This window comes from Oscillospiraceae bacterium (genome assembly GCA_022483045.1).
Lineage (GTDB): Bacteria > Bacillota > Clostridia > Oscillospirales > Acutalibacteraceae > Caproicibacterium.
This window is the reverse complement of the sequence record JAKVOA010000001.1, coordinates 541,067-566,429: the sequence shown is the minus strand read 5'-3', so window position 1 is coordinate 566,429 and position 25,363 is coordinate 541,067. Positions and strand designations below refer to the sequence as shown.

Here is a 25,363-nt window from a genome sequence, read left to right as displayed (position 1 = left end):
AAAAAGCTTTCCCCCACGAGTCTTTTTTCTTATTTATTCAATTTTCCAAATCACATCGACGTTTTCCTCTTCCTCTTTTATCGGTGCCTGCAGCTTATCGGAAAGGGAGGGCTTTTTTAAGAACTCGCCCATAGGGTCAGTAAAGGCAAAAGACTTGTATTTGTTTGCACCATATTCATTTGAAAGTTCCACCCGATGTATGCCGCTGATTTTTTGTCCCATTGCCTCAGCGATAACCTCTGCCTTTTGTTTAGAGTCCTCAACGGCTTGCTTCAGCAGCTCTGTATGCAGCACGTTTTCATTGGAAACCTCATATTTGCTGTCGATATCGACATCTAATCCATATTTCTGCGCAATCTCTAAAATATGATTCTGCATGCACATATCAAATTTCATTCTTATTTTCACTTTCTTTTCCGCGCAGACTTCCCTTTCTTTGTCGTCATAGTCCTGGTCAACCGAGTCGCCGCCCGTGTGAAGCTCTTCTAAATCAAAGCCTTCCTGCTCTAAGACAGACAAAAACTTTTCACACTGCTCTGTCACGCACTGAATCGCCTCTGCCGCAGACTTTTTGTAAGTACGAAAACAAATCTCTGTTACTGCCACATCTGCCGCAATCTCTTTTTTCGCATAGCCCTTTGTTTCGATTGTTTCCATTATTTTCCTCCTGTATTTTTTGAATTTTTATTGTTTTGTATGCTGCAATCCATGAGAACAATTTTATCTTAGCATATGATCAGTACTATTAAAGGTACTTATAAATAAAAATACAGAAGTTGTTCTGTCTGCCTTAAGAAAGCAAAAAGCCGCATGGCTATACCGCCAAAGCGGCTCAACCATGTGGTTCTTTTTGACCAATGTACCAGTGCCTGCCGAAAGGTGAAACAGCATCAGGTTGTTTGTGACATGGAGCGGAAAGCCTAAATCACCTGAGAATCTTACAAAGGGAACAGCCAAACCAGCACAGCTCTAAACATTTATGCGCATGCGATACAGGAGGCTGATGCAGCAGCTGCCGACATTTTGAACGGCCTGCTTCCTTCAAAGCACACGACAAACAGAAAAATGATGATTTTAGTAAAAACAAATCCCGCAGAAAATCACTGAAAAAAGTGATACCTGCGGGATTTTTCTTGGTGCGCCTGGGAGGATTCGAACCTCTGGCCTTTGGAGTCGGAGTCCAACGCTCTATCCAGCTGAGCTACAAGCGCATAAAACTGCTTGGCAAAAAGGCTTTTGCCAAAACAGCTTTATTATTATAGCACACACACCGCTGTGTGGCAAGATTTCTTTTACGCTTTCTTATTCATCAAAAATGGAAACGATTTCTCCATCTAGAATACGGTTCATATTTTTCACTGCACAGAAGTTGCCGCACATGGTACAGGTGTCCTCTTTTTCCGGCTGTGAAGAAGCACGGTAAGCCCGCGCTTTTTCCGGGTCGATTGCAAGGGTAAACATCTTTTCCCAGTCCAGCTTTTTGCGGGCAAGGGCCATTTCGTCGTCCCAATCCTGTGCGCCGGGCACGCCCTTTGCCAGGTCGGCCGCGTGTGCGGCAATGCGGGCGGCAATAATCCCCTCTTTCACATCCTGCAGGTCCGGCAGGCGCAAATGCTCTGCTGGAGTGACATAGCACAGGAACGCAGCGCCTTTCCACGCGGCAATAGCCCCGCCGATTGCCGAAGTAATATGGTCATAGCCGGGCGCGATATCGGTGACAATCGGCCCCAATACATAAAACGGTGCCCCGTGGCACAGGGTCTTTTCAATCTCCATATTAGGTGCAATCTGGTTGAGTGGCATGTGGCCCGGCCCCTCGATCATTACCTGCACATTTTTGGCCCAAGCGCGCTTTGTCAGCTCGCCCAGAGTAATAAGCTCTTCAATCTGCGAAGCATCTGTGCCGTCAGCCAGACAGCCTGGGCGGCAGGCATCGCCGAGACTCAGGGTGACATCGTATTTTTGGCAGATTTCCAAAATCTCATCGAAATGCTCGTAAAACGGATTTTCTTTTCCGGTCATTTCCATCCACGCAAAGATAATGGAACCGCCGCGCGAAACAATATTCATCAGGCGCTTGTTTTTCTTAAACTTCTTGGCAGTTTCACGGTTAATGCCGCAGTGAATCGTCATAAAATCGACGCCGTCTTCCGCGTGCATACGGACAATATCGAGCCACTCTTCTGTTGTGATTTCTTTCAACGCTTTGTGGTAATAGACCACGGCATCATAGATCGGCACAGTACCGATCATCGCGGGGCATTCGTTTGTCAAGCGGCGGCGAAACTTCTGTGTATCTCCGCAGGAGCTCAGGTCCATAATTGCCTCAGCGCCCATATCGACAGCACTTTTTACTTTAGCAAGCTCTACATTCAGGTCTTTGCAGTCGCGTGAAGTGCCTAAGTTGACGTTAATTTTCGTCTTCAGCGCCGAGCCGACACCACTTGGCGAAATGCACTTATGGTTTTTGTTGCAGGGAATAATTGCCTTTCCCGCTGCCATAAGCTTCATCAGTTTTTCGGCCGAAATATGTTCTTTTTCAGCAACGGTTTTCATTGCGTCGGTGACAATGCCGCGGCGGGCGGCATCCATCTGTGTTGTGTATTCCATGTAAAGAAGTCCCTTCTTTGAATTGTAATAGGGGGCAGCAAAAAGCGGAGAACACCATGAGGGTATTCTCCGCAAAAAAGCAAGTATTCCTTACTCCCTACGGCGGCATTGCCCGCATCAGGTTTAAGGGTCGAAGCCAAAGGCTTCCTCTCAGCTTGCCTGCGCAAGCTCCCCTGTCTATTTTGCTAAGTATAACATGAAACAGAGCCGCTGTCAACGCCGGCAAAGGCGGTGCCTGGCCCGTTTTCCGCCACGTTTTCGGTATCCTGTCAGGTTGCAGAATTGGCAGACAGAGCACCGCAGTTCTGCACCAGCAGCTCTGCCCCGGCCACAGCCGCCACGCAGAAAATGACACTGCACAGAATATAGCCGATCCCCGTCAGGTACCGGCCCTGCTGTAAAAGGGAAACACTTTCGAGTGAAAAAGTAGAGAAAGTTGTAAAGCCGCCGCAGATACCCACTTTTAAAAACAGAAGCAGGCGTGGGTCCATGCCGCTGCCTCTGCCAGCAAGCGCCGCAATAAGACCAATGAAGAAAGCACCGGCAATATTGATGAGCAGCGTAATAACCGGAAAGCCATTTTCCGGTTTAATCGGCAGATAACCCAGCAGATAGCGTGCCACGGCCCCCAGCATACCGCCGCAGCCGACACAAATGCAGTTGATAAGAAGATTCATTCTGTACCCTCCTGTAAAAAAATACAATATTATATACAAAAAGCTGACAGCTTCTGCTAGAAGAAACGCAGAAGTCATCAGCTGATTTCAGCTCTTTCGGTATACGCCGTGGGAGACTTCATTCCCTGTCTAAAAGCAGCGGGCGCACCTCTCCGGCAAGGTAGAGGGAGCCGCAGACAATAACCGCCCCGCCGCTGCCTGCAAGCGTCGCAGCCTGCGCCAAACCCTCCAGCGGGGTACAGGCTGCCTCAGCAGGCACGCCTGCCGCCTGCCAAAGGTCTGCCAATACCTGTGGCGGCATTGCCCGTGGGTTTCGTACAGGCACCGCAATGGCATCGGCAAAAAGCGGAGCAAGCGTGTGTACAAAGTGCCCAGTATCTTTATCGGCGCACATACCGGTCACTGCGGCAAGGCGCCTGCCAGACAGAAAGCGCCGCAGCGAATCCGCCAAAGCGGCGGCTCCATCCGGATTATGAGCACCATCGAGCACTGCCGGCGGCGTACCGGCAAAGACTTCAAACCGTGCGGACATTTTCACCGCCGCCAGGCCCTCTCTGCAGGTCTCGGCAGTAATCTGCCACAGCCCGCAGCGATTTTTTAAAACAGAAACACACGCCAGAGCCGCCGCCGCATTGCGCACTTGGTATGCCCCTGCAAGCGGCAGATGCAGCTGATGCCCGCGGTACTGAAAGTCTGTACCGGAAAGCGTGCTTTGGCATACCTGCAGATTCTCTTCCCGCGCCTCTGTCAAAAAGCAGTGCCGTTCCTTTGCCGTTTGCCGAATAATGGCAAGTGCTTCGGGCGCCTGTCCAGGCGCACAAACCACATTGCAGCCCTCTTTGAGAATGCCGCACTTTTCCCCGGCAATTTTGGTCAGCGTATCGCCCAAAATTTCTGTATGGTCATACGAAATATGCGTAATGACCGCACACATCGGCTTTGCAATGACGTTGGTGGCATCCAGCCGCCCACCAAGGCCCACTTCCAGTACCACCAAGTCACACTTTTGCTGTGCAAACCAGCACAGACCCAGGGCTGTGACAGCCTCAAACTCGGAAATTTCCTGCCCGCCGCGCTCCATCTGCAGCAACGGCGGAAAGACTTTTTCGGCCACGTTCACCAATTCTTCCGGCGAAATCATGCTTCCATTTATCTGCATACGCTCACGGAAATCAATGACAAATGGCGACGTGAAAAGCCCGGTGCGAAAGCCGCTGTGCTGCAAAACAGAGGCGGTCATCGTACTGACAGAACCTTTGCCATTTGTTCCGGCCACATGCACAAAGCGCAGCTTTTTCTGCGGGTCACCTAGGGTGTGAAGCAGCACCCGCAGGTTGGCAAGCCCCGGCACTTTTTTAAATCGGTGCAGTGCAAAAATCTGCTTCAGCACCTTTTCATAAGTCATTTTAGCGCTTCCAGACTAGAAGTAATCAGCGCAATGCGCTCTTTTAATTTTTGGGCATTGTCGCGCACGCCGTTTACTACCTTTTCCGGTGCCTTGGACATAAACTTCTCGTTTTTCAACTTTGCTGCGGCGTTCTGATAGCCCTTCTGTGCAGTTGCCAACTCTTTTTCCAGCCGGGCGCGCTCCGCTTTTTTATCTACCAATTCATCCATCTGAATATACACTTTTGCATCAGAGGTGACAATGGTGACGGCACCCTCCAGGTCAAAGGATGGTGCAACCTGAATGCCGCTTGCATAGGCCAGCCGCTTAAAGATCGCCTCGCCTGCGCGGAAAACGTCCTGCTTTTCCGTAGCGATATACAGTACAGTTTTGCGCGAAGGCTCTACATTCATTTCAGAGCGGCGGTTGCGCACCCCGCGCACGGCCGCCATAATGCTCTCCATCTTTGCCGCGTCCTGCGGGAAAGAGAGCGCCGCGTCATAGGCCGGGTACTTTGCCATCATCAGCGCATCGCCGGTGTGTGGCAATGTCTGCCAGATTTCCTCGGTAATATACGGCATAAACGGATGCAGAAGTGCAAGCGTGCGGGTCATAACCCACACTAAGACCTGCCGCACCTGCTGGGCAGCCTGCTCGTCGCCGCTTTGCAGGCGAATCTTTGCAATCTCAATGAACCAGTCACAGAACTTGTCCCAAATGAAATCATGCAGTTTCTGCGCGGCAATGCCAAACTCGAACTTCTCCAGATTGTCGTTGATTTCCTTTGCAAGGGTATTAAAGGAATCAAGAATCCACTTATCCTCCATGGTAAGCGTTTTGGGCAAGGCATTCGGTACATCTTTTCCTTCGATATTCATTAAGATGAAGCGGGATGCATTCCAAATTTTATTTGCAAAGTTGCGGCTTGCCTGCACGCGCTCATCGGAGTAGCGGGTGTCGTTGCCGGGGCTGATACCGGTAATCAGCGTAAAGCGCAGTGCGTCTGCACCGTACTGGTCAATGACTTTCAGCGGGTCAATGCCGTTGCCGAGGGATTTGCTCATCTTGCGGCCCTGGCTGTCACGCACCAGGCCGTGGAAAAATACCGTATGGAACGGAACTTCCCCGGTCTGCTCCAAACTGGAGAAGATCATGCGCGCCACCCAGAAGAAAATAATGTCATAGCCCGTAACCAAAGTATTGGTCGGGAAGTAATAGCTGAGGTCTTTGGTCTTATCCGGCCAGCCCAGTACACTGAAAGGCCACAGAGCAGAGCTGAACCAGGTGTCTAGAGTATCCGAATCCTGGTGCAGGTGATGACCACCGCACTTAGGGCAGGTGTCCGGGGCGGTGCGGGCAACAACGGTTTCGCCGCAGTCATCGCAGTACCACGCAGGAATGCGGTGCCCCCACCACAGCTGACGCGAAATGCACCAGTCGCGGATATTTTCCATCCAGTTGTAATAAATTTTCTCCATACGCTCCGGAATAAAGCGAACTTTGCCAGAGCGCACGGCCTCAATGGCTGGCTTTGCCAGTGGCTCCATTTTGACAAACCACTGCTTGGAAACACGAGGCTCAATGGTGCTGTGGCAGCGGTAGCAGGTGCCGACATTGTGCTTAATCGGCTCGATGCTGACCAAATAGCCCTGCTCATCCAGTTCTTTTACAATCTGTTTACGGGCATCCAGGCCCGACATACCCGCGTATTTTCCGCCGTTTTCGTTGATAGAGCCGTCTTCGTTCATCACGTTGATGACTTCCAAATTATGGCGGCGGCCTACTTCAAAGTCGTTGGGGTCATGTGCCGGGGTGATTTTTACAACGCCGGTACCAAAGTCCTTTTCGACGTACTCATCTGCAACGACAGGAATTTCGCGCCCAACCAGCGGCAGAATCAGCGTTTTGCCAACAATATCTTTGTAACGCTCATCGTCGGGGTGCACTGCCACGGCGGTATCACCCAGCATGGTTTCCGGGCGGGTTGTGGCAAGCTCAAGGCAGCCGCTGCCGTCTTTAAACGGATAGCGGATATGCCAGAAAGAGCCGTCCTTTTCCTCAAACTCGACTTCCGCGTCAGAAATAGTGGTTTTGCAGTGCGGGCACCAGTTGATAATACGCTCGCCACGGTAGATAAGGCCCTTGTCGTAAAGGCGCACAAAGACCTCACGTACAGCTTTGCTGCAGCCCTCGTCCAGAGTAAAGCGCTCGCGCTGCCAGTCGCAGGAAACGCCAAGTTTGCGCAGCTGCTGGTCAATGCGCCCGCCAAATTTATCTTTCCACGCCCACGCACGCTTTAAGAACGCCTCGCGGCCAATCTGCTCTTTGGTTAAGCCCTCTTTGCGCATGGCCTCAACGATTTTTGCCTCGGTTGCAATGGAGGCATGGTCGGTGCCAGGCACCCACAAAGCGCTGTAGCCCTGCATACGGCGCCAGCGAATAAGGATATCCTGCAGCGTTTCATCCATAGCATGGCCCAGGTGCAGCTGGCCAGTGATGTTCGGCGGCGGGATAACAATGGTATATGGTTTCTTTTTAGGGTCCGGTTCCGCGTGAAAATAACCACCCTGCATCCAAAAATCATAGATGCGGTCTTCCACTTCGCCGGGATTATACGTCTTTGCAAGTTCCCTGCTCATTTTCTTTTAGTTTCCTCCTTCAGTTTGCGGACCTTAAATACCGAATACCGCGCAAAAAAGCCCCGAACAGAGATGAACTCTGTTCGGGGCGAAATTACACAATTTCGCGGTACCACCCGCATTCGGCCCTAAGGCCCTCTCGCCAAATAACGCCGGCAAAACGGGCAGCCTTACTTTTTGAAATTGGGGCTGCCGGCTCCGGGGTGACTCATGCGCACTGCCGCTTCACACAGGTTTTCACCAAAGCACCTGCTCTCTGTGGGGCACGCGACGTGCCTTTTCCCCCATCGTTGCTTTTCATAGTATAAAGTCATTATAAACGCCGCAAAAAGCATTGTCAAGCGCGAGGTGCATTCCGCTTTTCAAAAAGCGGCGCAATCTCTCTTAAAGAGGGCAGCACAGCATCTGCCATACCGCGTATCTCATCACTTGGCTGCAGCAGATCTGGCACCATAACTGTAAACATACCGGCGGCGCGGCCGCTGCGCACACCGTTAAAGCTGTCCTCCACCACCATGCAGTCTTTGGGCACGCAGTTTAGACACTGTGCAGCCTTCAAAAAAATATCCGGTGCAGGCTTGCTGTGAACAATTTGGTCACCCGAAATCACGGCCTGAAAATACTGCTGCACCCCGGCGCGGGCAAGGTTTCTTTCGGCGCGCTCCTGCCGGGAAGAAGTCACTAAAGCCATAGCACATCCCTTTTTCTGCAGAAACGACAGAATATAATCGGCACCCGGCTTTTTGGGAATTCCTTTCTGCAGGAATTCTTCTGTTTTCCTATGATAGCAGTCATAAAAAGGCAGGGGGTCCTGATGCAGACCGTTGTGCAGGATGTCTAAAATGGCACTGCGGGAACGGCCAATGCAGTGCCAGTAAAGTTCCTCTGGCAGGCCGACAGCCACCCATGCGTCGTGGTCGATTCGTTCCGTATCAAACAGTGTGCCGTCCATATCAAAAAGGGCCGCTTTAATCATTGGCTTCCTCCGATTTTGGTTCCGTTAAGTCGTGTATGACAGCGCTTGCAAGCACAAGCCCCTCTACGCTGGGCACAAAGCTCACGCTGCCGGGCGTGACCCGGCGGCCGGGTGCAGGCATTTCTTCACCGGCAGCAGGCACCAAAGGCACCTCGTCACTGTAAACTACTTTCAGCGCAGGTATACTCCGTTTGCGCAGTTCTCGGCGCATTACGCGGGCAAGCGGGTCTACCTGCGTTTCAAAAATATCAGCAACACAAAAGCGGGTCGGGTCCAGTTTGTTGCCGGCGCCCATCGCGCTGATCACCGGCACACCCGCCTGATAGGCCGTCTGTGCAATCAGGAGTTTGCTGCTCACGGTATCGACCGCGTCAATCACATAATCATAGGCAGTAAAATCAAAATCCGCCGCATTGTCGGTTGTGTAAAAGCAGCGGCAGCTTTTCACCTGTACTGCGGGGTTAATGTCTTCCATTCGCCGCTTCATCACATCAGTCTTGTACTGGCCAATGGTGCTGTGCAGGGCAATAACCTGCCTATTTAAATTGGTAAGGCTCACGGTGTCGCTGTCGACCAAAGTAAAGCTGCCCACGCCGCAGCGGCACAGTGCCTCTGCAGCAAAGCCGCCCACGCCGCCCACACCAAAAAGCAGCACCGCGCAGTTTTCCAGTTTTTGCATGGACTGTCGGCCCAAAAGCAGCTCGCTGCGCGAAAATTCATTTATCATGCGGTTTCTCATCCTTCTTTTTTGCTGCGCATTTCGGGCACAGCCCCGAAAGCTCTAAGCTGTGTCCGATAATCTGATAGCCAGTCTTTTCCGCCCACTCTTTTTCCAGTTGCTCAATCGGACAGCCGGAAAGCTCGATGACCTCGCCGCAGCCGGTGCAGCGCAGGAAATGACAGTGGCGGTGGTCATTCAGGCGGAAATATGTTTTGCCGTCCTGCCCCATTTCTTTGAGCAGAATCTCTTTGTCCGAAAGAGTCGCCAGCGTACGGTAAGCGGTAGAGACGCTCATGTGCATATTGGGCAGCACGGCAAGGTAAACATCCTCAGCTGTCATAGGTCTTTGCGCAGCGCGCAGAACCGCCAGAATTGCTTCACGCCGGCGGGTCGTTTTCAATTCTTTCGCTTTCAGCATTTCATCAGCCATGGGTACGCCTCCCCTTCCTTTTTGGTATCCATTTGCATTATAAGAGGAGCGGCCGAAAATGTCAATTCCCGGCCCCGAGGCTCAGTCTGCCAGCAGCCAGTAATGCAGCTTTTCCGGCATTTCAAAGCCCATAGAGTGCTGCAGCGCAAAGGAGGCGTTGTTGCCCACAATCACGTCGCCAAAGGGAACCTGCCCTTTTGCAAGGCTGCGGTTTGCGGCGTCAGCCTCCAGTGCAGTGGCAACACCCCTGCGGCGGAATTTCGGGTATACTTCCAGCATACCCAAAGATCCCTCAGCGTGCTCGCCGATAAAGCCCGCCAGCTCGTCTTCAAAAAAGGCCCCATAAAACACACCTTTTTGTAAAAGCTTTTTAATATACGACAGGTTGTCAAACAGATGATACTGCCGGCTGATCGCCGGCGCATAGTCGAGTGTCAGCTGCCGAATAGAAACTTCCGGCGAAACCGGCAGCGGCTTCTTTCCAGTATAGATGGCAAAGCGGCAGGGGTTGCAGCCCTTGACCGGGAACTTTTCCGAGGCGCGGCGACACTTTTCAAACGCAGCCTTGTCCGCTTTGCTGTGCGCTACAAACAGCAGCGGAGTCTGCGGGGCCCTTTCTGCCAGCCTTTCAGCGGCAGCTTCATCTGCTGCAGCCTGCATAACCGTGCCGCGCACTTCCAGCTGCACACCGTCTTTCCCGACATACAGGACTTCTGCATAGCCGCGCCGCAGCGGCTCAAGCATGTCGATATACATAAGCGGCTCCCGCTGCAACAGGCGGATTGCCGCCTGTGTCTTTTCTGCATCCGTCACCTTTTTCTCTCCCCTTCTGCCCAAATAAAAACAGAAACAAGAATGATTATAACACAACTACGCCAAGATGCAAAAAAATTTGCAGGTTTCTGCATTTTTTGATATACTATAAGTTACTGTAAAATAGAGATTATGGGAGGGTTCCCCGTGTAGCAAGACAAAACGGCATGTACCAATGAAATACAAAGAATATACGGAGGAACTTTCAGTATGGCTGACTATAAACAGGAAATTAAGCGGCGGCGTACCTTTGCAATCATCTCGCACCCGGACGCCGGCAAAACAACTTTGACCGAAAAGCTGCTGCTTTACGGCGGGGCTATTCAGCAGGCCGGTATGGTCAAAGGCAAGCGCAACATGAAACACGCCGTTTCAGACTGGATGGATATCGAAAAGCAGCGCGGCATTTCGGTCACTTCTTCTGTCATGCAGTTTGAGTATGACAATTACTGCATCAATATTTTGGATACCCCCGGCCATGAGGACTTTTCAGAGGACACCTACCGCACCCTGATGGCCGCCGACAGCGCTGTGATGGTCATTGACGCCGCCAAGGGCGTGGAAAAGCAAACCCGCAAGCTTTTTAAAGTCTGCACCCTGCGCAATATTCCGATTTTTACGTTTATCAATAAAATGGACCGCGATGCACGCAGTCCCTATGACCTGACTGACCAAATTGAGCAGGAGCTCGGCATTAAGACCTACGCAATCAACTGGCCTATCGGCAGCGGCCGCGACTTTAAGGGCGTCTATGACCGGGCAGAGAAAAAGATTCTCACTTTTACCGCTGAAGAAACCGCCAACGGCAAGCACCAGGTTGAGGAATCCGCCAGCGACCTGAATGACCCAAAGCTTTCTGGCCTTTTGGGTGAAGACCTGCTCTCCACTTTAAAAGATGATGTGGAGCTTTTGGACGGCGCAGGAGAGGACTTCTCTCTGGATGAAGTGCGCAAGGGCAACCTTTCGCCTGTCTTTTTCGGCTCGGCACTGACAAACTTCGGTGTAGAACCGTTTTTAAAGGAATTTTTGCGCATGACAACGCCGCCCCTGCCGCGCCATGCCGACATTGGGCTTGTCGACCCGATGGACCCGGATTTTTCCGCATTTATCTTTAAAATACAGGCAAACATGAATAAAAACCACCGCGACCGTATCGCCTTTATGCGCATCTGCTCCGGCGAATTTGACCGCGGCATGGAGGTCATGCACATGCAGGGCGGGCGCAAAATCAAGCTGATGGCCCCCCAGCAGCTGATGGCTGAGCAGCGCGAAGTGATTGACCACGCCTATGCGGGCGATATCATCGGCGTGTTTGACCCCGGCGTTTTCTCCATTGGCGACACGCTCTGCGCACCGAACAAAAAATTCTGTTTCAGCGGAATTCCCACCTTTGCGCCAGAACATTTTGCGCGTGTTTCCCCGCAGGACACCATGAAGCGCAAGCAGTTTGTAAAGGGCATTACCCAAATTGCACAGGAAGGTGCAATCCAGATTTTTCAGGAACTCAATGGCAGCATGGAAGAAGTCATTGTCGGCGCAGTGGGCCAGCTGCAGTTTGAAGTACTGGAGTACCGCCTGAAAAACGAATACAATGTGAATATCCGCATGGAAAGCATGCCGCAGGAGTACATTCGCTGTATCGACAACGATGAAGAGGACTTTGACCCCAAGGCACTCGATCTGACAAGCGATTCCCGCTGCATACAGGACCTAAAAGGCAACCGCCTGCTGATTTTTGTCAGCGAATGGAATATCACCTGGGCCACACAGCACAACCCACAGCTGCGCCTGAGCGAATTTGGCGGAGCAAAGCGGTAAAGCAATATAAAAGAGGGCCTTGGCTTCCTGCAAAGGCCCCTTTTATATGCTCTATTTGACTTGAAGTACGTTATTAATGGCCTGAAATGCGCTTGCCACCTTATAAAATCTATGGTACGATGAGGAAAATAATTATGTATCCACCCCCAGAGGAGGAAACCTATGAAATGTCCAAACTGCGGTTTTGAAGTTGAAAACGAAAAGGCCTGCCCCATCTGCGGCACTATTCTTTCCGACTCCAAAGGAAATGCGCCTGCGCAGAACCAGCCCGAAAGCCAGCAGCCAAACGGCAGCACAGGTTCCTATGGCTGCGGACAGCCCGGAAATCAGCAGCCAAACGGCAGCACAGGTTCCTATGGCTGCGGACAGCCCGGAAATCAGCAGCCGAATGGCAGCACAGGTTCCTATGGCTACGGACAGCCCGGAAATCAGCAGCCGAATGGCAGCACAGGTTCCTATGGCTACGGACAGCCCGGGAATCAACAGCCAAACGGCAGCACAAGCTCTTATCAAAACCCAGGCAGCTCTGACGGCGGAAATAATCCAAAGCAGAAAAACCTTGTTCCGATTATTATTCTGTGTGCTATAGCCGCACTGGTTGTCATTCTTTTCCTTTTATTCGCCAATCTCGGCGAAGAAGACAAGACCGCATCGGCCACTAGCAGCGTATCCGCTTACAGCAGCCTTTCTTCTGCAGATTCCTCTGCCAGCAGTTCCACGGGGTCTGTTACGGACAATGATGTTGCCAAATACCTGATTAATCAAAAGCTCTCTAACGGCCAAGTTTCTCTTTCAGACTCTACCAGCAGTACTTATTTATCTGTAAGATATAAAGTAAATGATGGTGCCAACGCAAAAGCCGCTTCGACAGAGCTTGTCAATTTAGCCGCAGACTTTATCCAGCGCTATCGCAGTAGCTGCCCCTATGATGTTGTTTCGTTTACGCTTGTCTATAAAAATAGCAGTACGAATTCCTATATTACCGCGGTATCCTGTTATTTTTACCGCAGCCATATCACCTGCCGCGGACCTTCCGTTTACTCAACAAGCGGCAGTGAATACGGCAGTGCGCTGCGTTCTGCCTATGCAGCTAACTCGTTTTTCGCCTCGCAGTCTTCCAGCAGCGGCTCAAGCTCGCGGAGCTACAACACCTCTTCGACTGTCAGCGACAGCCAGACCTCTGTTTTCTTCAGCAGTCAAAAACTTACATACGGAAAGCTTTCCTTTACTGAGCGGCAAAGCGGCAGCTACAAAACGCTGCAGGTAAAGTACACGGTCACCGCTTCTACAGACCTCAATGCCGCCTCAAAAGAACTTTACAGTTTGGCAGAAGCCTACACCAAAACGCTGATTAAGCACCGCCCCTATGCAGATATTACTTTTTATCTGGCACACCCCACTGACTACGGTACCACGCTTGACACAACCGCAATTACTTTCTACTGCACAAGCAGCAGCGTCAAGTTTTACATATCGCCGTATTCCTCTTCAACCGATAAATACCATGTGGCCCTACGGAAAGCCTTTGCGCAGAATTCTTATTTCCAGGGACTCCTGACAAAGAGCGCTTCTGGCAGCCAACCTTCCAGCCAGACAAACATTATATAAAAGAATGCCCATATAAAAGCGGCGCACAGAGCAACTCTCTGTGCGCCGTTTTCTGTTTATTTGGTTTTCGGTAGCTTCTTTTTTTCGGGCCGCTGACAGCGCTTGCAGGCGCCACAACTGTTGCAGTTTCCGCAGCAGCAGTTTCTGTGCTTCCAGCTCCAGCGCAGCGCCAGCACCGCCAAAACGGCAAGTACGGCTAGTATCAGCCAATCTTGTATATGCAATTTGCTAGGCCCCTTTCTGTACTGGAAAAGGATATGTAGATTAGATATGGGAAACGATCTGGTAAAAAGCAAAGGCAATCAGCCACGCAAATCCCGTCTGGTAAAGCACCATGGCAAGCGCGGAAAGATGAGAATTCATCTCGCGGCGAACCGATGTGATTGCTGCAACACAGGGAGTATATAGCAGGGTGAAAATCAGGAAAGAAATCGCAGTAATCGGCGTAAACATATGCGAAAGCACTTGTGGCAAAGCAGATCCGCTGGCCCCTGTCAAAACGGCAAAAGTGCTGACCACGGCCTCTTTCGCGGTAAAACCGGTAATCAGTGCAGTGCTTGCGCGCCAGTCATTAAAGCCCAGCGGCACAAAGATTGGCGCAATAAAGCGGCCGATCATGGCAAGCATGCTGTTGCTGCTGGAAGAAACCGGGTTGAGGCGCGTGTCAAAGCTCTGAAGGAACCAAATGATAATAGAGGCCAGAAAGATGACAGTAAAGGCACGCTGCATAAAGTCCTTTGCCTTTTCCCACACTAAAAGCCCCGTGTTGCGCGGAGTAGGCAGGCGGTAATTTGGCAGCTCCATAACAAAAGGAACCGGCTCGCCGTGAAACACAGTATGCTTTAAAATCAGTGCGCTCAGCACCCCCATTGCCATGCCGCCCACATACAGGCAAATCATCACTAGCGCGCGGTACCGCGGGAAAAAGGCCAAAGTAAACATGGTATAAATGGGCAGCTTTGCGCTGCAGCTCATAAAGGGCGTGAGCAGGATGGTCATTTTGCGGTCGCGCTCACTGGAAAGAGTGCGGGTCGCCATAATTGCCGGCACCGAGCAGCCAAAGCCGATGAGCATTGGCACAAAACTGCGGCCGGAAAGGCCAATTTTGCGCAGCAGCTTATCCATGACAAAGGCGACACGCGCCATATAACCGCTGTCCTCCAAAAGGGAGAGAAAAAAGAACAGTACCACAATGGTGGGCAAAAAGGAAAGCACACTGCCCACGCCGGCAAAGACGCCGTTTATCAGCAGCGACTTTACGACCGGGTTGATCCCATAGGCCGTCAAGCCTTTTGCGGCCGCGGCTGTCACTGCGCTGATACCTGCAGAAAGCAGGTCACTGAGCCCCGCGCCAATGACGCCGAACGTCAGCCAGAAAATAAGAAGCATGATTCCCAGAAAAATAGGAATTGCCAAATACTTATTCGTCAAGACAGCGTCAATGCGCACGCTTCGCCGGTGCTCTACGCTTTCCTTTGGCTTTACAACCGTATTGCTGCAGAGCTTCTCTATAAACGTATAGCGCATATCGGCCACAGCTGCCTCGCGGTCGGTATTCATATCGTGTTCCATTTCTTTTACGGTATGCCCCAAAAGCTCCACTTCGTTTTGGTTGAGCTTCAAAGCCTGGAGCATAGGGTCGTCACCCTCCACTAGTTTCGTGGCGGCAAAGCGCAGGGGCACCCCAGCCCGCTGTGCGTGGTCCTCAATCAAATGCGCCACCGCGTGAATACAGCGGTGCATTGGGCCGGCACAAAAGTCCTGCCGCATTGGCTTGCGCTTTTGCTCAGCCGTTTCCAGCAGGGTGTCAATCAGCTCGTCGATACCCTCGTCTTTGCTGGCAGCAATGGGAATGACCGGAACCCCCAGCTCTTTCTCCAGTTCGTTAATGCGAATGGTGCCGCCGTTGTTGCGCACTTCATCCATCATGTTAAGGCAGACAACCATTGGCTGGTCCAGCTCAATGAGTTGCATGGTCAGGTACAAATTTCGCTCGATATTGGTCGCATCTACAATATTAATAATGCCGTCTGGGTGATTCTTTAATATAAAATCACGTGTTACGATTTCTTCGTCCGTATAGGGCGACAGGGAATAAATGCCCGGTAAGTCCACCACCACCGCATCTTTATGCCCACGAATTGTGCCGTCCTTTCTCTCTACTGTAACACCGGGAAAGTTGCCGACATGCTGGTTGCTGCCGGTCAGCTGATTGAACAGGGTTGTTTTGCCGCAGTTTTGGTTGCCTGCCAGTGCAAATATCATTTCTCATCCTCCAGAGTAATTTTCTGCGCATCCGCAATGCGCAGGGTCAGTTCATAGCCGCGCAGCTCTATTTGGATTGGGTCACCCATAGGCGCCACTTTACGCACCTTTACATGTGTATGCGGGGTAAGGCCCATTTCAAGCATGTGGCGGCGCAGCGCCCCCTCACCGCCCACCTGGGCGATAACGGCCTCTTTGCCGATCGGAAGCTTATCCAGCGTCATCATTCTGCCTCCTTTATATGAAAGTAATTATAAGTTAGCCTATGCTATCTTCAATGCCTAAATTATAGCGGAAAGGGGAATGCTTGTCAAGGACCGCACCCCTTTTTTGTAAAAGGACAACACCCGCAGTATAGGCCGCTTAAAAGCCGCACCACACCGCCAAAAAGCGGCTTTTTCCGTATTTGCTTGTATACAAAAAACCAGCGAAAGCCCGCAGAAAAGGCTTTCGCTGGTTTATAAAAAATTATTATTTTACTGTTCTTTTCCGGCAATCGTGCGGGCCACCACGACACCGGTCGCAGAGGCCTGCATCAGCCCGCGGGTAATGCCCGCGCCGTCGCCGATGGCATACAGTCCCGGAATGATAGTGGAAAAGTTTTTGTCCACTTCCACTTTAGAGGAATAGAACTTAACCTCGACCCCATAAAGCAGGGTATTCTTGCTGTAAAGCCCCGGTGCAAGCGCATCAAAAGCTTTGAGTGCCTCGACGATAGAGGTCAGGTGACGGTGCGGCAACACAAAGGAAAGGTCGCCGGGCACCGCAGTTTTCAGAGTAGGCACTGTGGTGGATTTTGCCAAGCGCGACTCACTGCTGCGCCGCCCTAAGAGCAGATCCCCCAGGCGCTGCACCATAATGCCGCCGCCAGTCAGCATATTGCCAAGCTTTGCAATATAGCGGCCGTACTCAATCGGCTGATGAAATGGCTCGGTGAATTTTGTGGAAACCAGCAGTGCAAAGTTTGTGTTGTCGCTGTGGCGCTCATCTTCTGCGTATGAGTGCCCGTTGACCACGGCCAGACCGCCGTCTGGACCGTCATAGTGCTCTTCGCTGACAATGCCGCCTGGGTTCATGCAGAACGTGCGCACCTTGTTTTCAAAGGTATCAGAGTAATAAACTAATTTTGCCTCGTACAGGCTTTTTGTCAGGCAGTCCATTACGCCATTCGGCACCTCGACGCGCACGCCGATATCCACTTCGTTGTTGGTCAGCTGCAGGCCAGTTTCATGCGCAATGCGTGTAAGCCACGCGGCCCCGCCGCGCCCCGGCGCAGCAACCACGGTGCCGGCCTCTACACGGCAGACGGAACCGTCTGCTAAGGTCAATTCTGCGCCGGCAGCCCGGCCGTTTTCTACAATGATTTTTTCCGCTGTTGTATGCGGCAGGAAGGTGAACTGCGGCTTTGCAGAAAGATAATCGTACATGGCTTTTAGCACCTGATAGCTGTACTCCGTACCCATGTGGCGCACCGGACAGCGAATCAGCTGGATATTGCGTCTGCGCGCCTCATAGGCGATTTTGTCCGCTGTGCGGTCGCCGCGGCCAAAGACCTTTTCGGGCGCACCAAAATGCAGGTAAATACTGTCGCAGTAATGAATGAGTTCCTGTGCTTTTTCACGCGGCATATACTCTACCAGATTGCCGCCGACATCTTCGCTTAAAGAAAGCTTGCCGTCCGAAAAAGCGCCGGCACCAGCCCAGCCGTTCATAATACTGCAGGTTTTGCAGTGCATACAGCGCCCGCCGGTTCTCGCCGGGCAGCGCCGGTCGGCAATGGCGCTGCCGCTGTCAACGACCAGCACGCTTTTCTCCGGCGCAAGGCGGTCGAGCTCCAGTGCCGTGAAAATGCCGGCGGGGCCTGCACCAATGACCAATACGTCGTATGATTTTTTCATTATTGTATAGTTCCTTTCCAAACAATCAATGCCTTTACGGAATTTTTCCGTTTTTGTCACAAACTTTGTTATTATAAACAGGAAATATCCTTTTGTCAAGCAAAAAGGCGCACTTTTGTGCGCCTTTTCTTTGTATCGCTATACCAGACGATAGGCGCAGTCCGTTTTAGAGCAGGCCGTGCACTTTCCGCCGCAGGGACGGCCGCCTGCCTTTTCCGGGTGCGGCGTCAGCCCGATAATGGCCGTCACACTTTTGGTAGGCACCAAAAGCAGGCTCTGTGTACAGGAAAGGCCAATGTGCTTTTGTGCATTCAGCACACGCAGAAGCTGCTCCTGACAGGAAAGGCTGAGATCGCCATACCCGGGGCTGAAGCGTGGGCGCAGAAAAAGGCCCTGCTCTGCAAAATGGACAGCCAGCTGTGTACAGCATTCATCACAAAAAGCCTCTGTCATAGCGGCGGCGGCAGCCTGCAGCACCGCCGCCGGCGTAACCGCCAAAATAGACGCCCGCTGCATCAGCCAATCCGGCGCGGGACCAAGCGTAGCTGCAAACAGGCAGGCCTGCCCGCAGCCCCGCAGCTGAGACGCAAGGCTATGGCTTTTCAGCGGAATCTGCGCAATGACAATTCTATCTTGTTCGGCTGCAACTGGGTAGGAACCCCAAATCCAGCGTGGAGTGCACTCTTTTTCCAAAAGCGCCACTGCTGCCTCGGTCTGCTTCTTTATCCGCTCTTCCGGGTCGTTTCTACCATAGCCCAAGTAGCGGTAAATCTCGCTTCTATCAATCTGCATGGCTTGCGATGACATGGGACAGGTTGTGCAGAATCTGCGCCGCCACATCCGGTTTATTCATAGTATAAATATGAATATGCTCCACACCGTTTGCAATCAGGTCAATAATCTGATCGGTCGCATAGGCGATACCGGCCTGTTTCATGGCGGCGGGGTCACTGCCGAAGCGGTCTACCAAACTTAAAAAGCGCCGCGGCAGATAGGTGCCGGAAAGCTCGACACAGCGGCGAATCTGTTTTGCACTGGTCAGCGGCATAATGCCCGCAAGAATCGGCACCTGAATGCCTGCGGCAAGGGCACGGTACAGGAAATTGTAAAAAAGGTCATTGTCAAAGAACATCTGGCTGGTAAAAAAGTCGCAGCCGGCATCCGCTTTTTCCTTTAAATACTGCAGGTCCTCCGCTTTATTGGCACTTTCGACGTGGCCCTCTGGGTAGCAGGCACCACCGATACAGAAATTGCCCATCTTTTTCAGGTCGGCAATCAGCTCGCAGGCGTGGCGGTACTGTCCCTCGTGCGGAAAGCTGCCGTCCTGCGGCAAGTCACCGCGCAGTGCAAGAATGTTTTCAATACCGTTTGCGGCAAAGCGCTGCGCCACCGCGCGGACCTCTTCCTTTTGGGCTGAAACGCAGGTGAGATGCGCTAAGGCGGGCACACCGCTTTTTTCCACCTCTGCAGCAAGTTCAATGGAGTTAGCACAGTTGGTGCCGCCTGCGCCGTAAGTAACACTGACAAAGGCTGGCTTCAGCGCCGCAATTTCATGTACAACCTTGCGGGCATGCGGTAGCCCTGTTCCCTGTTTTGGCGGAAAAATTTCGCAGCTGACAGTGACCTGTCCCTTTTTTAATAGATTTTTTATCTTCATACGTGGTTTCCCTCCGTTTGCTTCGCAGACTAAACCGAAATTTTACTAATAAATTTAGTATAACACAGATTCCCCTATGGCGCTATTCTTTTTTACTGCAGTGTGCAGAAGAGCTGCCCCAGGGCGTGACAAATACATGCTTTTCGTCTATAATAAAATTAAATTTTAAAAAAGGGGGATCAGCATGGACAAGACGTCGATTTGCACATTGGCACAAGCCGCCCGTGCAGACCTGGAAAAGAGGGCGCATCTCTGCCTTCATGCCCTGCAGGGCCCCCGCCTGCCCGACAGCGCCGGCTTGCAGCAGGACCAGCTGCTGCGCCTGGCGCATCAGTACGGAGAAGACAGTCTTTGCCGCGCCGCGTCCTGCCGCTTTTTTATGCAGCTTGCGGGCATTCGCTGTATGGAGGCAAACGCCTGCCTGCCGCAGCGTGTCTTTTCCCCTGCAAAGAACGGAAAACTGCCGCAGATTTTAGAGGTCTGGCTTACCAAGCATGCAGATACACTGGACCGCGACGAAATCTACACCCGGCTTTTCCGCAGAGAGTGCGCGCGCCTGCACCAAAAAATGCCGTGGTATTTTCCTGCACCCAACTGTCTAGACCTTTTGCTCTCTTTAAGCTACCGGCACGGTGCGGCAGTGCTTTTCCGTGACAGCCTTCCAGAGTCCTGCTGGAGAGAGAACACAGAGATTGTCGGCTGGCTGTACCAATACTACCACCTGCCCGAAAAGAACCGCGCCATCAGCGTGTACCGCGGGGCCGTGAAAATGCACGACGTGCCCGCCGCCACACAATTCTTTACCACAGACTGGGTTGTACAGTACATGGTACAGAATTCTCTTGGCCGTGTCTGGCTGGAAAGTCACCCCGACAGCGCCCTGCGCGCAAAAATGCCCTACTACCTAGATACCCCGCAGCGTACCGTACGTGAACCAATGCGCCCCACCGACCTGCGGCTTTTAGATCCCTGCATGGGCGGCGGACATATTTTAAGTTATGCGTTCGACCTGCTGGTACAGATTTACGGGGAATGTGGCATTCCTCCCGAGCAGGCCGCAGCGTTGATACTGCAAAATAACCTGTGGGGGCTGGATATTGATGAACACAGTCGGCAGCTGACTTCGTTTTCACTGATTATGCGCGCCCACGCCTGCGACCCGCATATTCTAGAGCACTGTCCACCGCTGCACCTCGCCGCTATTCACGGCAGCAAGGGCGTTTCCCGCAAAGCGCTGCACTTTGCCGCCGGACGGAATGAAGCACTGGAAGACGACCTGCACCGCATGGTTTACGCTTACCGCGGTGCAGAGCAGTACGGTTCACTGGTTTTGCCGCCCCAAACAGACCTGACCACCCTAAAAGCGCGCTTTGCCACACTTCGCCGCGAAAAACAGACCGACAATCTCTTTCTTGCTGAGGCGCGCCGTCTCGCACTGGAAACACTTCAGCCGCTGGTAGAGCAGACGGAAATCCTTTCCGGCAGCTACGACGCTGTTGTGACAAACCCACCCTACCTAAGCCACATGGACCACCCGCTGCGCCGCTTTGTCGACAGCCGCTGGCCGCGCTGCAACAACGACCTTTTTGCAGTATTTATGGTACGCAATTTTGATTTTTGCAAGCCCGGCGGCTACTGCGGTTTTATGACACCCTTTGTCTGGATGTTTATTAAAAGCTACGAAGCCCTGCGCCGCATGCTGGTGCGCAAAAAATCCGTTTCCTCCCTGGTACAGCTGGAATACTCCGCCTTTGAGGACGCCACCGTACCAATTTGTACTTTTGTACTGCAGAATCAAAAAGAAGAATACCCTGGCCGCTATCTACGCCTGACCGGTTTTTCCGGCGGCATGGAAGAAATGGGCCGCCGTGTACGCGAAGCCGCGGCACACCCCGGCAGCAACTGGGATTTTGAAGCCCGGCTTTCCGACTTTAATCAGATACCAGGCAGCCCATTTGCTTACTGGGCAGGCGGCAGCATTGCCCGCGTCTTTCGAGAAGGTGCACCGCTGGGCCGCAGCACGCCTATCTGCAACGGCCTGTTTACCTGCAATAACCGCCGCTTCCTGCGGCACTGGTGGGAAGTGGACAAAGAAGCAATCGACTTCCACTGCGAAAGTGCACAGCAGTGCCGTAGCAGCACCTGCCGCTGGTTTCCCTACAACAAGGGCGGTGCTTACCGAAAATGGTATGGCAACCAGGAATGGGTCGTGGATTTTTCGGACTTTGGCGACGAAATTCAGCGCTACCGGGTGAAAAGCGGGCAAAGCGCCGCGCTGCCCGGCCGGCAGTACTATTTTCAGCAGAGCCTCAGCTGGGGATTTGTCAGTTCCAGTAAATTCGGGGTACGGTTTTATCCGCCTGGCTTCGTGTTTGACATTGCCGGCTCTTCCCTATTCCCTGCAGAAAAGGACCGGCTGTACCGCCTGGGCTTTCTTTCCAGTTCCACTGCGTTTCAGCTGCTGCAGATTTTAAATCCAACCTTAAACTGCCAAGCTGGCGACATTGCGCGTCTGCCTATTTTAGAGACAGAGCGGCGGGAAAAAGTGGAGGTACTGGTAAAGGAAAATATTGCACTTGCCAAAGAGGACTGGGACGAAAGCGAAATCAGCTGGCAGTTTTCTGTACACCCGCTGGTTGCTGCAGAGGGGGATACCCTGCAGGAAGCACAGCGCAGCCGCGCTAAAAAGGCCGCCGCCCGCTGCCAAGCGCTGCAGAAAAACGAAGAAGCAGTCAATCGGCATTTTGCCACCCTGTACGGCACCGGTGCACCGGTTGCCGTTGGCCTTGCGGACCTTTCCGTAAAGCCGGCTGATCCAGAAAAAGATGCCGAAAGCCTGCTTTCCTATTTTGTTGGCGTTTACTTTGGCCGCTGGACCTGCTCTTTTTGGCAGCCGACAGACCCAAATCCGGCTCTTCTGCTAGAGGAAGCACCTGCCCTTTTTACACAGTTTTTAGAGGCACGCTTCGGCCCCGGCGCCGCCGACGTACTCGCGCCGTTTCTCGGCAAAGGCACGACAGCATACGTTTTTAAGCGTTGGTTTACCCGCACTTTTTTCCGCAGCCACTGCCGCCTTTACCGCAAACATCCCATTTACTGGCAGACCGCCTGCGGCTCGCCCGCGCTGCTGTACTACCACAGCGACCTAAAAAATGCGCTGCATTTTTTAGCTGCCCGCTCACCGCAAGAGCCCGCCCTGCAGGCACTTGCGGCCTCCCCGCTCTCTTTTGACCGAAATGACGGCATCCCAGCAAACTTTGCAAAGCTGCAGTCAATTCTCAGAAAAATTTGATAATAGATGAATTAGGAGGGTACGCCATGACATCGATTGTAAGTCAGCTTGGCCGCCGTATGCTCATCTGCGACGGAGCAATGGGCACCATGCTGCAGCAGGCCGGCCTTGCCGCCGGAGAGGTGCCGGAATACTGGAACTTTACCCACCCGGAGGAACTAACCAAAATTCACACCGCCTATGCACAGGCGGGCGCCGATATTTTGACCGCAAATACCTTTGGCGCCAATTCTGTAAAACTCACAGATACCGAATACTCTGTTATAGAAACGATTTCCCGGGGAATTCAGCTTGCAAAGGCTGTAGCTGCACCGCTGGGCAAATGGGCTGCACTGGATATAGGCCCCACTGGCCGCCTGCTGCAGCCGCTCGGCGACCTTTCTTTTGATGATGCCTACCGCGCCTTTGCGCAGGCGGCAAAGGCCGGCGAAGATGCTGGCGCAGATCTGATTCTGATTGAAACCATGAGCGACACCATGGAAATGAAGGCGGCACTGCTCGCCTGCAAAGAAAACACCTCTCTGCCAGTCTTTGCCACCATGACCTTTGACGCAAAGGGAAAGCTTCTGACCGGCGGCGATATTCCTGCAGCCGCAGTCCTTTTGGAAAGCCTGCACGCGGACGCAGTCGGCTTTAACTGCGGGCTGGGTCCAAAGCAGATGATTGACTTTCTGCCAAAGCTGCGTGAATACACCAGCCTGCCTATCCTGATTCAGCCAAACGCCGGCTTGCCGCAGGTGGAAAACGGCAAGACCGTGTTCTGCGTAGGCCCGGAAGAATTTGCCGAAGATGCCGAAAAGCTGTGGCAGGGCGGCGCGTGGATTCTGGGCGGCTGCTGCGGCACAACCCCCGCGCATATCCGTGCACTGACACAGAAGATGAGCGGTAAAGTGCCCAAGCCCCTGCCGAAAAATGAGCGCACCATGATTTCTTCTTACAGCCACGCGGTCACTTTCGGCGGACAAACAAAGCTGATCGGTGAGCGCATTAACCCCACCGGCAAAAAGCGGCTGCAAAAGGCCCTGCGCGATAATGACATGGACTACCTGTTTCGTGAGGGCATCGCACAGCAGGACGCCGGCGCGGATATTTTGGACGTTAACGTCGGCCTGCCGGAGATCAACGAACCAAAGCTTTTGACCGAAGCGGTGCAGGGCCTGCAGGGCATTTGCGATCTGCCGCTGCAAATCGATACCAGCAGTCCACAGGCGATGGAGCAGGCCCTGCGCATTTACAACGGCAAAGCACTGCTCAACTCGGTCAATGGTAAACAGGAAGTTATGGATTCTGTATTTCCACTGGTCAAAAAATATGGCTGTGCCGTGATTGCACTCACCCTGGACGAAAGTGGAATTCCCGACACCGCCGAGGGCCGCTTAGCTGTCGCCGAAAAGATTGTGCGCGAAGCGGAAAAATACGGAATCCCTAAAAAAGACATTATTGTAGACACCCTTGCCATGACAATTTCCGCAAGTCAGCAGTCAGCAAAAGTTACCTTGCAGGCACTGCGCCTGGTGCGTGAAAAGCTGGGCCTACACACCAGCCTGGGCGTTTCCAATATATCTTTCGGACTGCCGCACCGCGAGCGGGCCACTGCCGCTTTCTTTACCATGGCTATGCAAGCGGGCCTTTCTGCAGCTATTATCAATCCAAAAAGCGCGGCGATTATGGACGCCTGGCGCAGCTTTAATGCCCTGATGTGCTATGATGAAAACTGTATGCGGTATATTGATTTTTACAAAGACCTGCCCAAAGACAGCGTGCCAAAGGCTGCCACGCCCACTGGCACCCCGCTGCAGCAGGCAGCGCAGGCGCTGATTGCCGCGGGCAACGCCCTGTCTGCTGCCGCAGGAGACACCGGTTTCCCTACACAGGCGGCACAGCCCACCGCTGATGCCGCCGAAAAGCCCGCTGATACCGACCACCGCGAAACAGAGCTGTACCACGCCGTGGCAAAAGGCCTGCAGGAAGGTTCCCGCACCGCCGCCGCCGAATCTTTGAAGACTTCACCTCCACTGGAAGTCATTCAAAACGAACTGATTCCGGCGCTCGACAAGGTTGGCACCGGCTACGAAGACGGCTCGTTGTTTCTGCCGCAGCTGTTAATGAGTGCAGACGCGGCTACCGCCGCTTTTGAAGTCATTCGCACCGTGATGCAGCAGCAGGGCGGCGGCGATGACAAAAAGGGCACAATTGTGTTGGCGACTGTGCAAGGCGACATTCACGATATTGGAAAGAACATTGTAAAAGTTCTGCTTGAAAACTACGGCTATGAAGTGATTGACCTCGGGCGCGATGTTCCGCCTGAAACCATTTCAGAAGCAGTAGCCGAGCATCACGCGCCGCTGTGCGGCCTTTCGGCGCTGATGACGACCACGGTTGTAAACATGGAAAAAACGATTGCTTTGCTACACGAAGAATGCCCTTGGTGTAAAGTGATGGTGGGCGGCGCTGTCTTGACCCAAGAGTATGCCGATCAGATTCACGCGGACCGTTACTGCAAGGACGCCATGGGTTCTGTGCGCTATGCTGCTACTGTTTTTGATGCAGAAAAATAAAGAAGCACCTGTCC

General features: G+C 52.7%; 18 protein-coding genes, 1 tRNA gene, 2 riboswitches and 1 other annotated feature. Of the genes, 4 read left to right on the top strand and 15 right to left on the bottom strand.

Annotated features, from left to right (window positions below):
• Nucleotides 1-33: 33 nt before the first annotated feature.
• The 10 genes from LKE53_02710 to LKE53_02665 all read right to left on the bottom strand — a co-directional run bounded on the left by LKE53_02710 (nt 34) and on the right by LKE53_02665 (nt 10,253).
• Entirely contained in the window at nt 34-657 is a 624-nt protein-coding gene (locus LKE53_02710; protein MCH3971675.1) for an SIMPL domain-containing protein, read from the bottom strand.
• A gap of 477 nt (nt 658-1,134) precedes the next feature.
• Nucleotides 1,135-1,211, bottom strand: a tRNA-Arg gene (locus LKE53_02705).
• Nucleotides 1,212-1,302: 91 nt separating this feature from the next.
• Nucleotides 1,303-2,610, bottom strand: coding sequence for a phosphomethylpyrimidine synthase ThiC (thiC, locus tag LKE53_02700; protein MCH3971674.1), 1,308 nt, complete (start codon nt 2,608-2,610; stop codon nt 1,303-1,305).
• 77 nt (nt 2,611-2,687) lie between these two features.
• Nucleotides 2,688-2,795, bottom strand: a riboswitch (TPP riboswitch).
• Between the two features lie 84 nt (nt 2,796-2,879).
• Nucleotides 2,880-3,287 (bottom strand): fluoride efflux transporter CrcB, encoded by a 408-nt coding sequence (crcB, locus tag LKE53_02695; protein ID MCH3971673.1) that lies wholly within the window; start codon nt 3,285-3,287, stop codon nt 2,880-2,882.
• 61 nt (nt 3,288-3,348) lie between these two features.
• Nucleotides 3,349-3,422: riboswitch (Fluoride riboswitch) on the bottom strand.
• Complete coding sequence (locus LKE53_02690; GenBank protein MCH3971672.1) at nt 3,406-4,692, bottom strand: bifunctional folylpolyglutamate synthase/dihydrofolate synthase; 1,287 nt, start codon at nt 4,690-4,692, stop codon at nt 3,406-3,408. Its footprint overlaps the riboswitch before it by 17 nt.
• Nucleotides 4,689-7,313, bottom strand: coding sequence for a valine--tRNA ligase (locus LKE53_02685; protein MCH3971671.1), 2,625 nt, complete (start codon nt 7,311-7,313; stop codon nt 4,689-4,691). The genes LKE53_02690 and LKE53_02685 overlap by 4 nt, the downstream gene beginning before the upstream one ends.
• 81 nt (nt 7,314-7,394) lie before the next feature.
• Nucleotides 7,395-7,613, bottom strand: a binding site (T-box leader).
• A 37-nt stretch (nt 7,614-7,650) separates the two neighbouring features.
• Complete coding sequence (locus LKE53_02680) at nt 7,651-8,289, bottom strand: HAD family phosphatase (protein ID MCH3971670.1); 639 nt, start codon at nt 8,287-8,289, stop codon at nt 7,651-7,653.
• Nucleotides 8,282-9,016 (bottom strand): tRNA threonylcarbamoyladenosine dehydratase, encoded by a 735-nt coding sequence (locus LKE53_02675; GenBank protein MCH3971669.1) that lies wholly within the window; start codon nt 9,014-9,016, stop codon nt 8,282-8,284. Before LKE53_02675 ends, LKE53_02680 begins: the two co-directional genes overlap by 8 nt.
• The gene (locus tag LKE53_02670; GenBank protein MCH3971668.1) at nt 9,006-9,440 is read right to left on the bottom strand and encodes a transcriptional repressor; all 435 of its coding nucleotides are present in this window, start codon (nt 9,438-9,440) and stop codon (nt 9,006-9,008) included. Before LKE53_02670 ends, LKE53_02675 begins: the two co-directional genes overlap by 11 nt.
• A gap of 81 nt (nt 9,441-9,521) precedes the next feature.
• Entirely contained in the window at nt 9,522-10,253 is a 732-nt protein-coding gene (locus tag LKE53_02665) for a GNAT family N-acetyltransferase (protein ID MCH3971667.1), read from the bottom strand.
• Nucleotides 10,254-10,463: 210 nt separating this feature from the next.
• Between LKE53_02665 and LKE53_02660 the strand changes: the two genes are divergently transcribed.
• On the top strand, nt 10,464-12,071 hold the full coding sequence (locus LKE53_02660; GenBank protein ID MCH3971666.1) for a peptide chain release factor 3: 1,608 nt from the start codon (nt 10,464-10,466) through the stop codon (nt 12,069-12,071).
• A gap of 162 nt (nt 12,072-12,233) precedes the next feature.
• Complete coding sequence (locus LKE53_02655) at nt 12,234-13,679, top strand: hypothetical protein (GenBank protein ID MCH3971665.1); 1,446 nt, start codon at nt 12,234-12,236, stop codon at nt 13,677-13,679.
• A 264-nt stretch (nt 13,680-13,943) separates the two neighbouring features.
• Here LKE53_02655 and feoB read toward each other — a convergent pair whose 3' ends face one another.
• From feoB to metF, 5 genes are all read right to left on the bottom strand, one after another.
• Nucleotides 13,944-15,944 (bottom strand): ferrous iron transport protein B, encoded by a 2,001-nt coding sequence (gene feoB / locus LKE53_02650; protein MCH3971664.1) that lies wholly within the window; start codon nt 15,942-15,944, stop codon nt 13,944-13,946.
• The gene (locus LKE53_02645) at nt 15,941-16,168 is read right to left on the bottom strand and encodes a ferrous iron transport protein A (GenBank protein ID MCH3971663.1); all 228 of its coding nucleotides are present in this window, start codon (nt 16,166-16,168) and stop codon (nt 15,941-15,943) included. Before LKE53_02645 ends, feoB begins: the two co-directional genes overlap by 4 nt.
• Nucleotides 16,169-16,420: 252 nt before the next feature.
• The gene (locus LKE53_02640) at nt 16,421-17,842 is read right to left on the bottom strand and encodes an FAD-binding protein (GenBank protein ID MCH3971662.1); all 1,422 of its coding nucleotides are present in this window, start codon (nt 17,840-17,842) and stop codon (nt 16,421-16,423) included.
• Between the two features lie 138 nt (nt 17,843-17,980).
• The gene (locus LKE53_02635) at nt 17,981-18,649 is read right to left on the bottom strand and encodes a Vitamin B12 dependent methionine synthase activation subunit (GenBank protein ID MCH3971661.1); all 669 of its coding nucleotides are present in this window, start codon (nt 18,647-18,649) and stop codon (nt 17,981-17,983) included.
• The gene (gene metF, locus LKE53_02630) at nt 18,624-19,499 is read right to left on the bottom strand and encodes a methylenetetrahydrofolate reductase [NAD(P)H] (protein ID MCH3971660.1); all 876 of its coding nucleotides are present in this window, start codon (nt 19,497-19,499) and stop codon (nt 18,624-18,626) included. Before metF ends, LKE53_02635 begins: the two co-directional genes overlap by 26 nt.
• A gap of 184 nt (nt 19,500-19,683) precedes the next feature.
• Here metF and pglX point away from each other — a divergent pair, with 184 nt between their 5' ends.
• Nucleotides 19,684-22,791, top strand: a complete 3,108-nt coding sequence (gene pglX, locus LKE53_02625) for a BREX-1 system adenine-specific DNA-methyltransferase PglX (protein MCH3971659.1) — start codon at nt 19,684-19,686, stop codon at nt 22,789-22,791.
• Nucleotides 22,792-22,817: 26 nt separating this feature from the next.
• Complete coding sequence (locus tag LKE53_02620; protein MCH3971658.1) at nt 22,818-25,349, top strand: homocysteine S-methyltransferase family protein; 2,532 nt, start codon at nt 22,818-22,820, stop codon at nt 25,347-25,349.
• Nucleotides 25,350-25,363 lie beyond the last annotated feature (14 nt).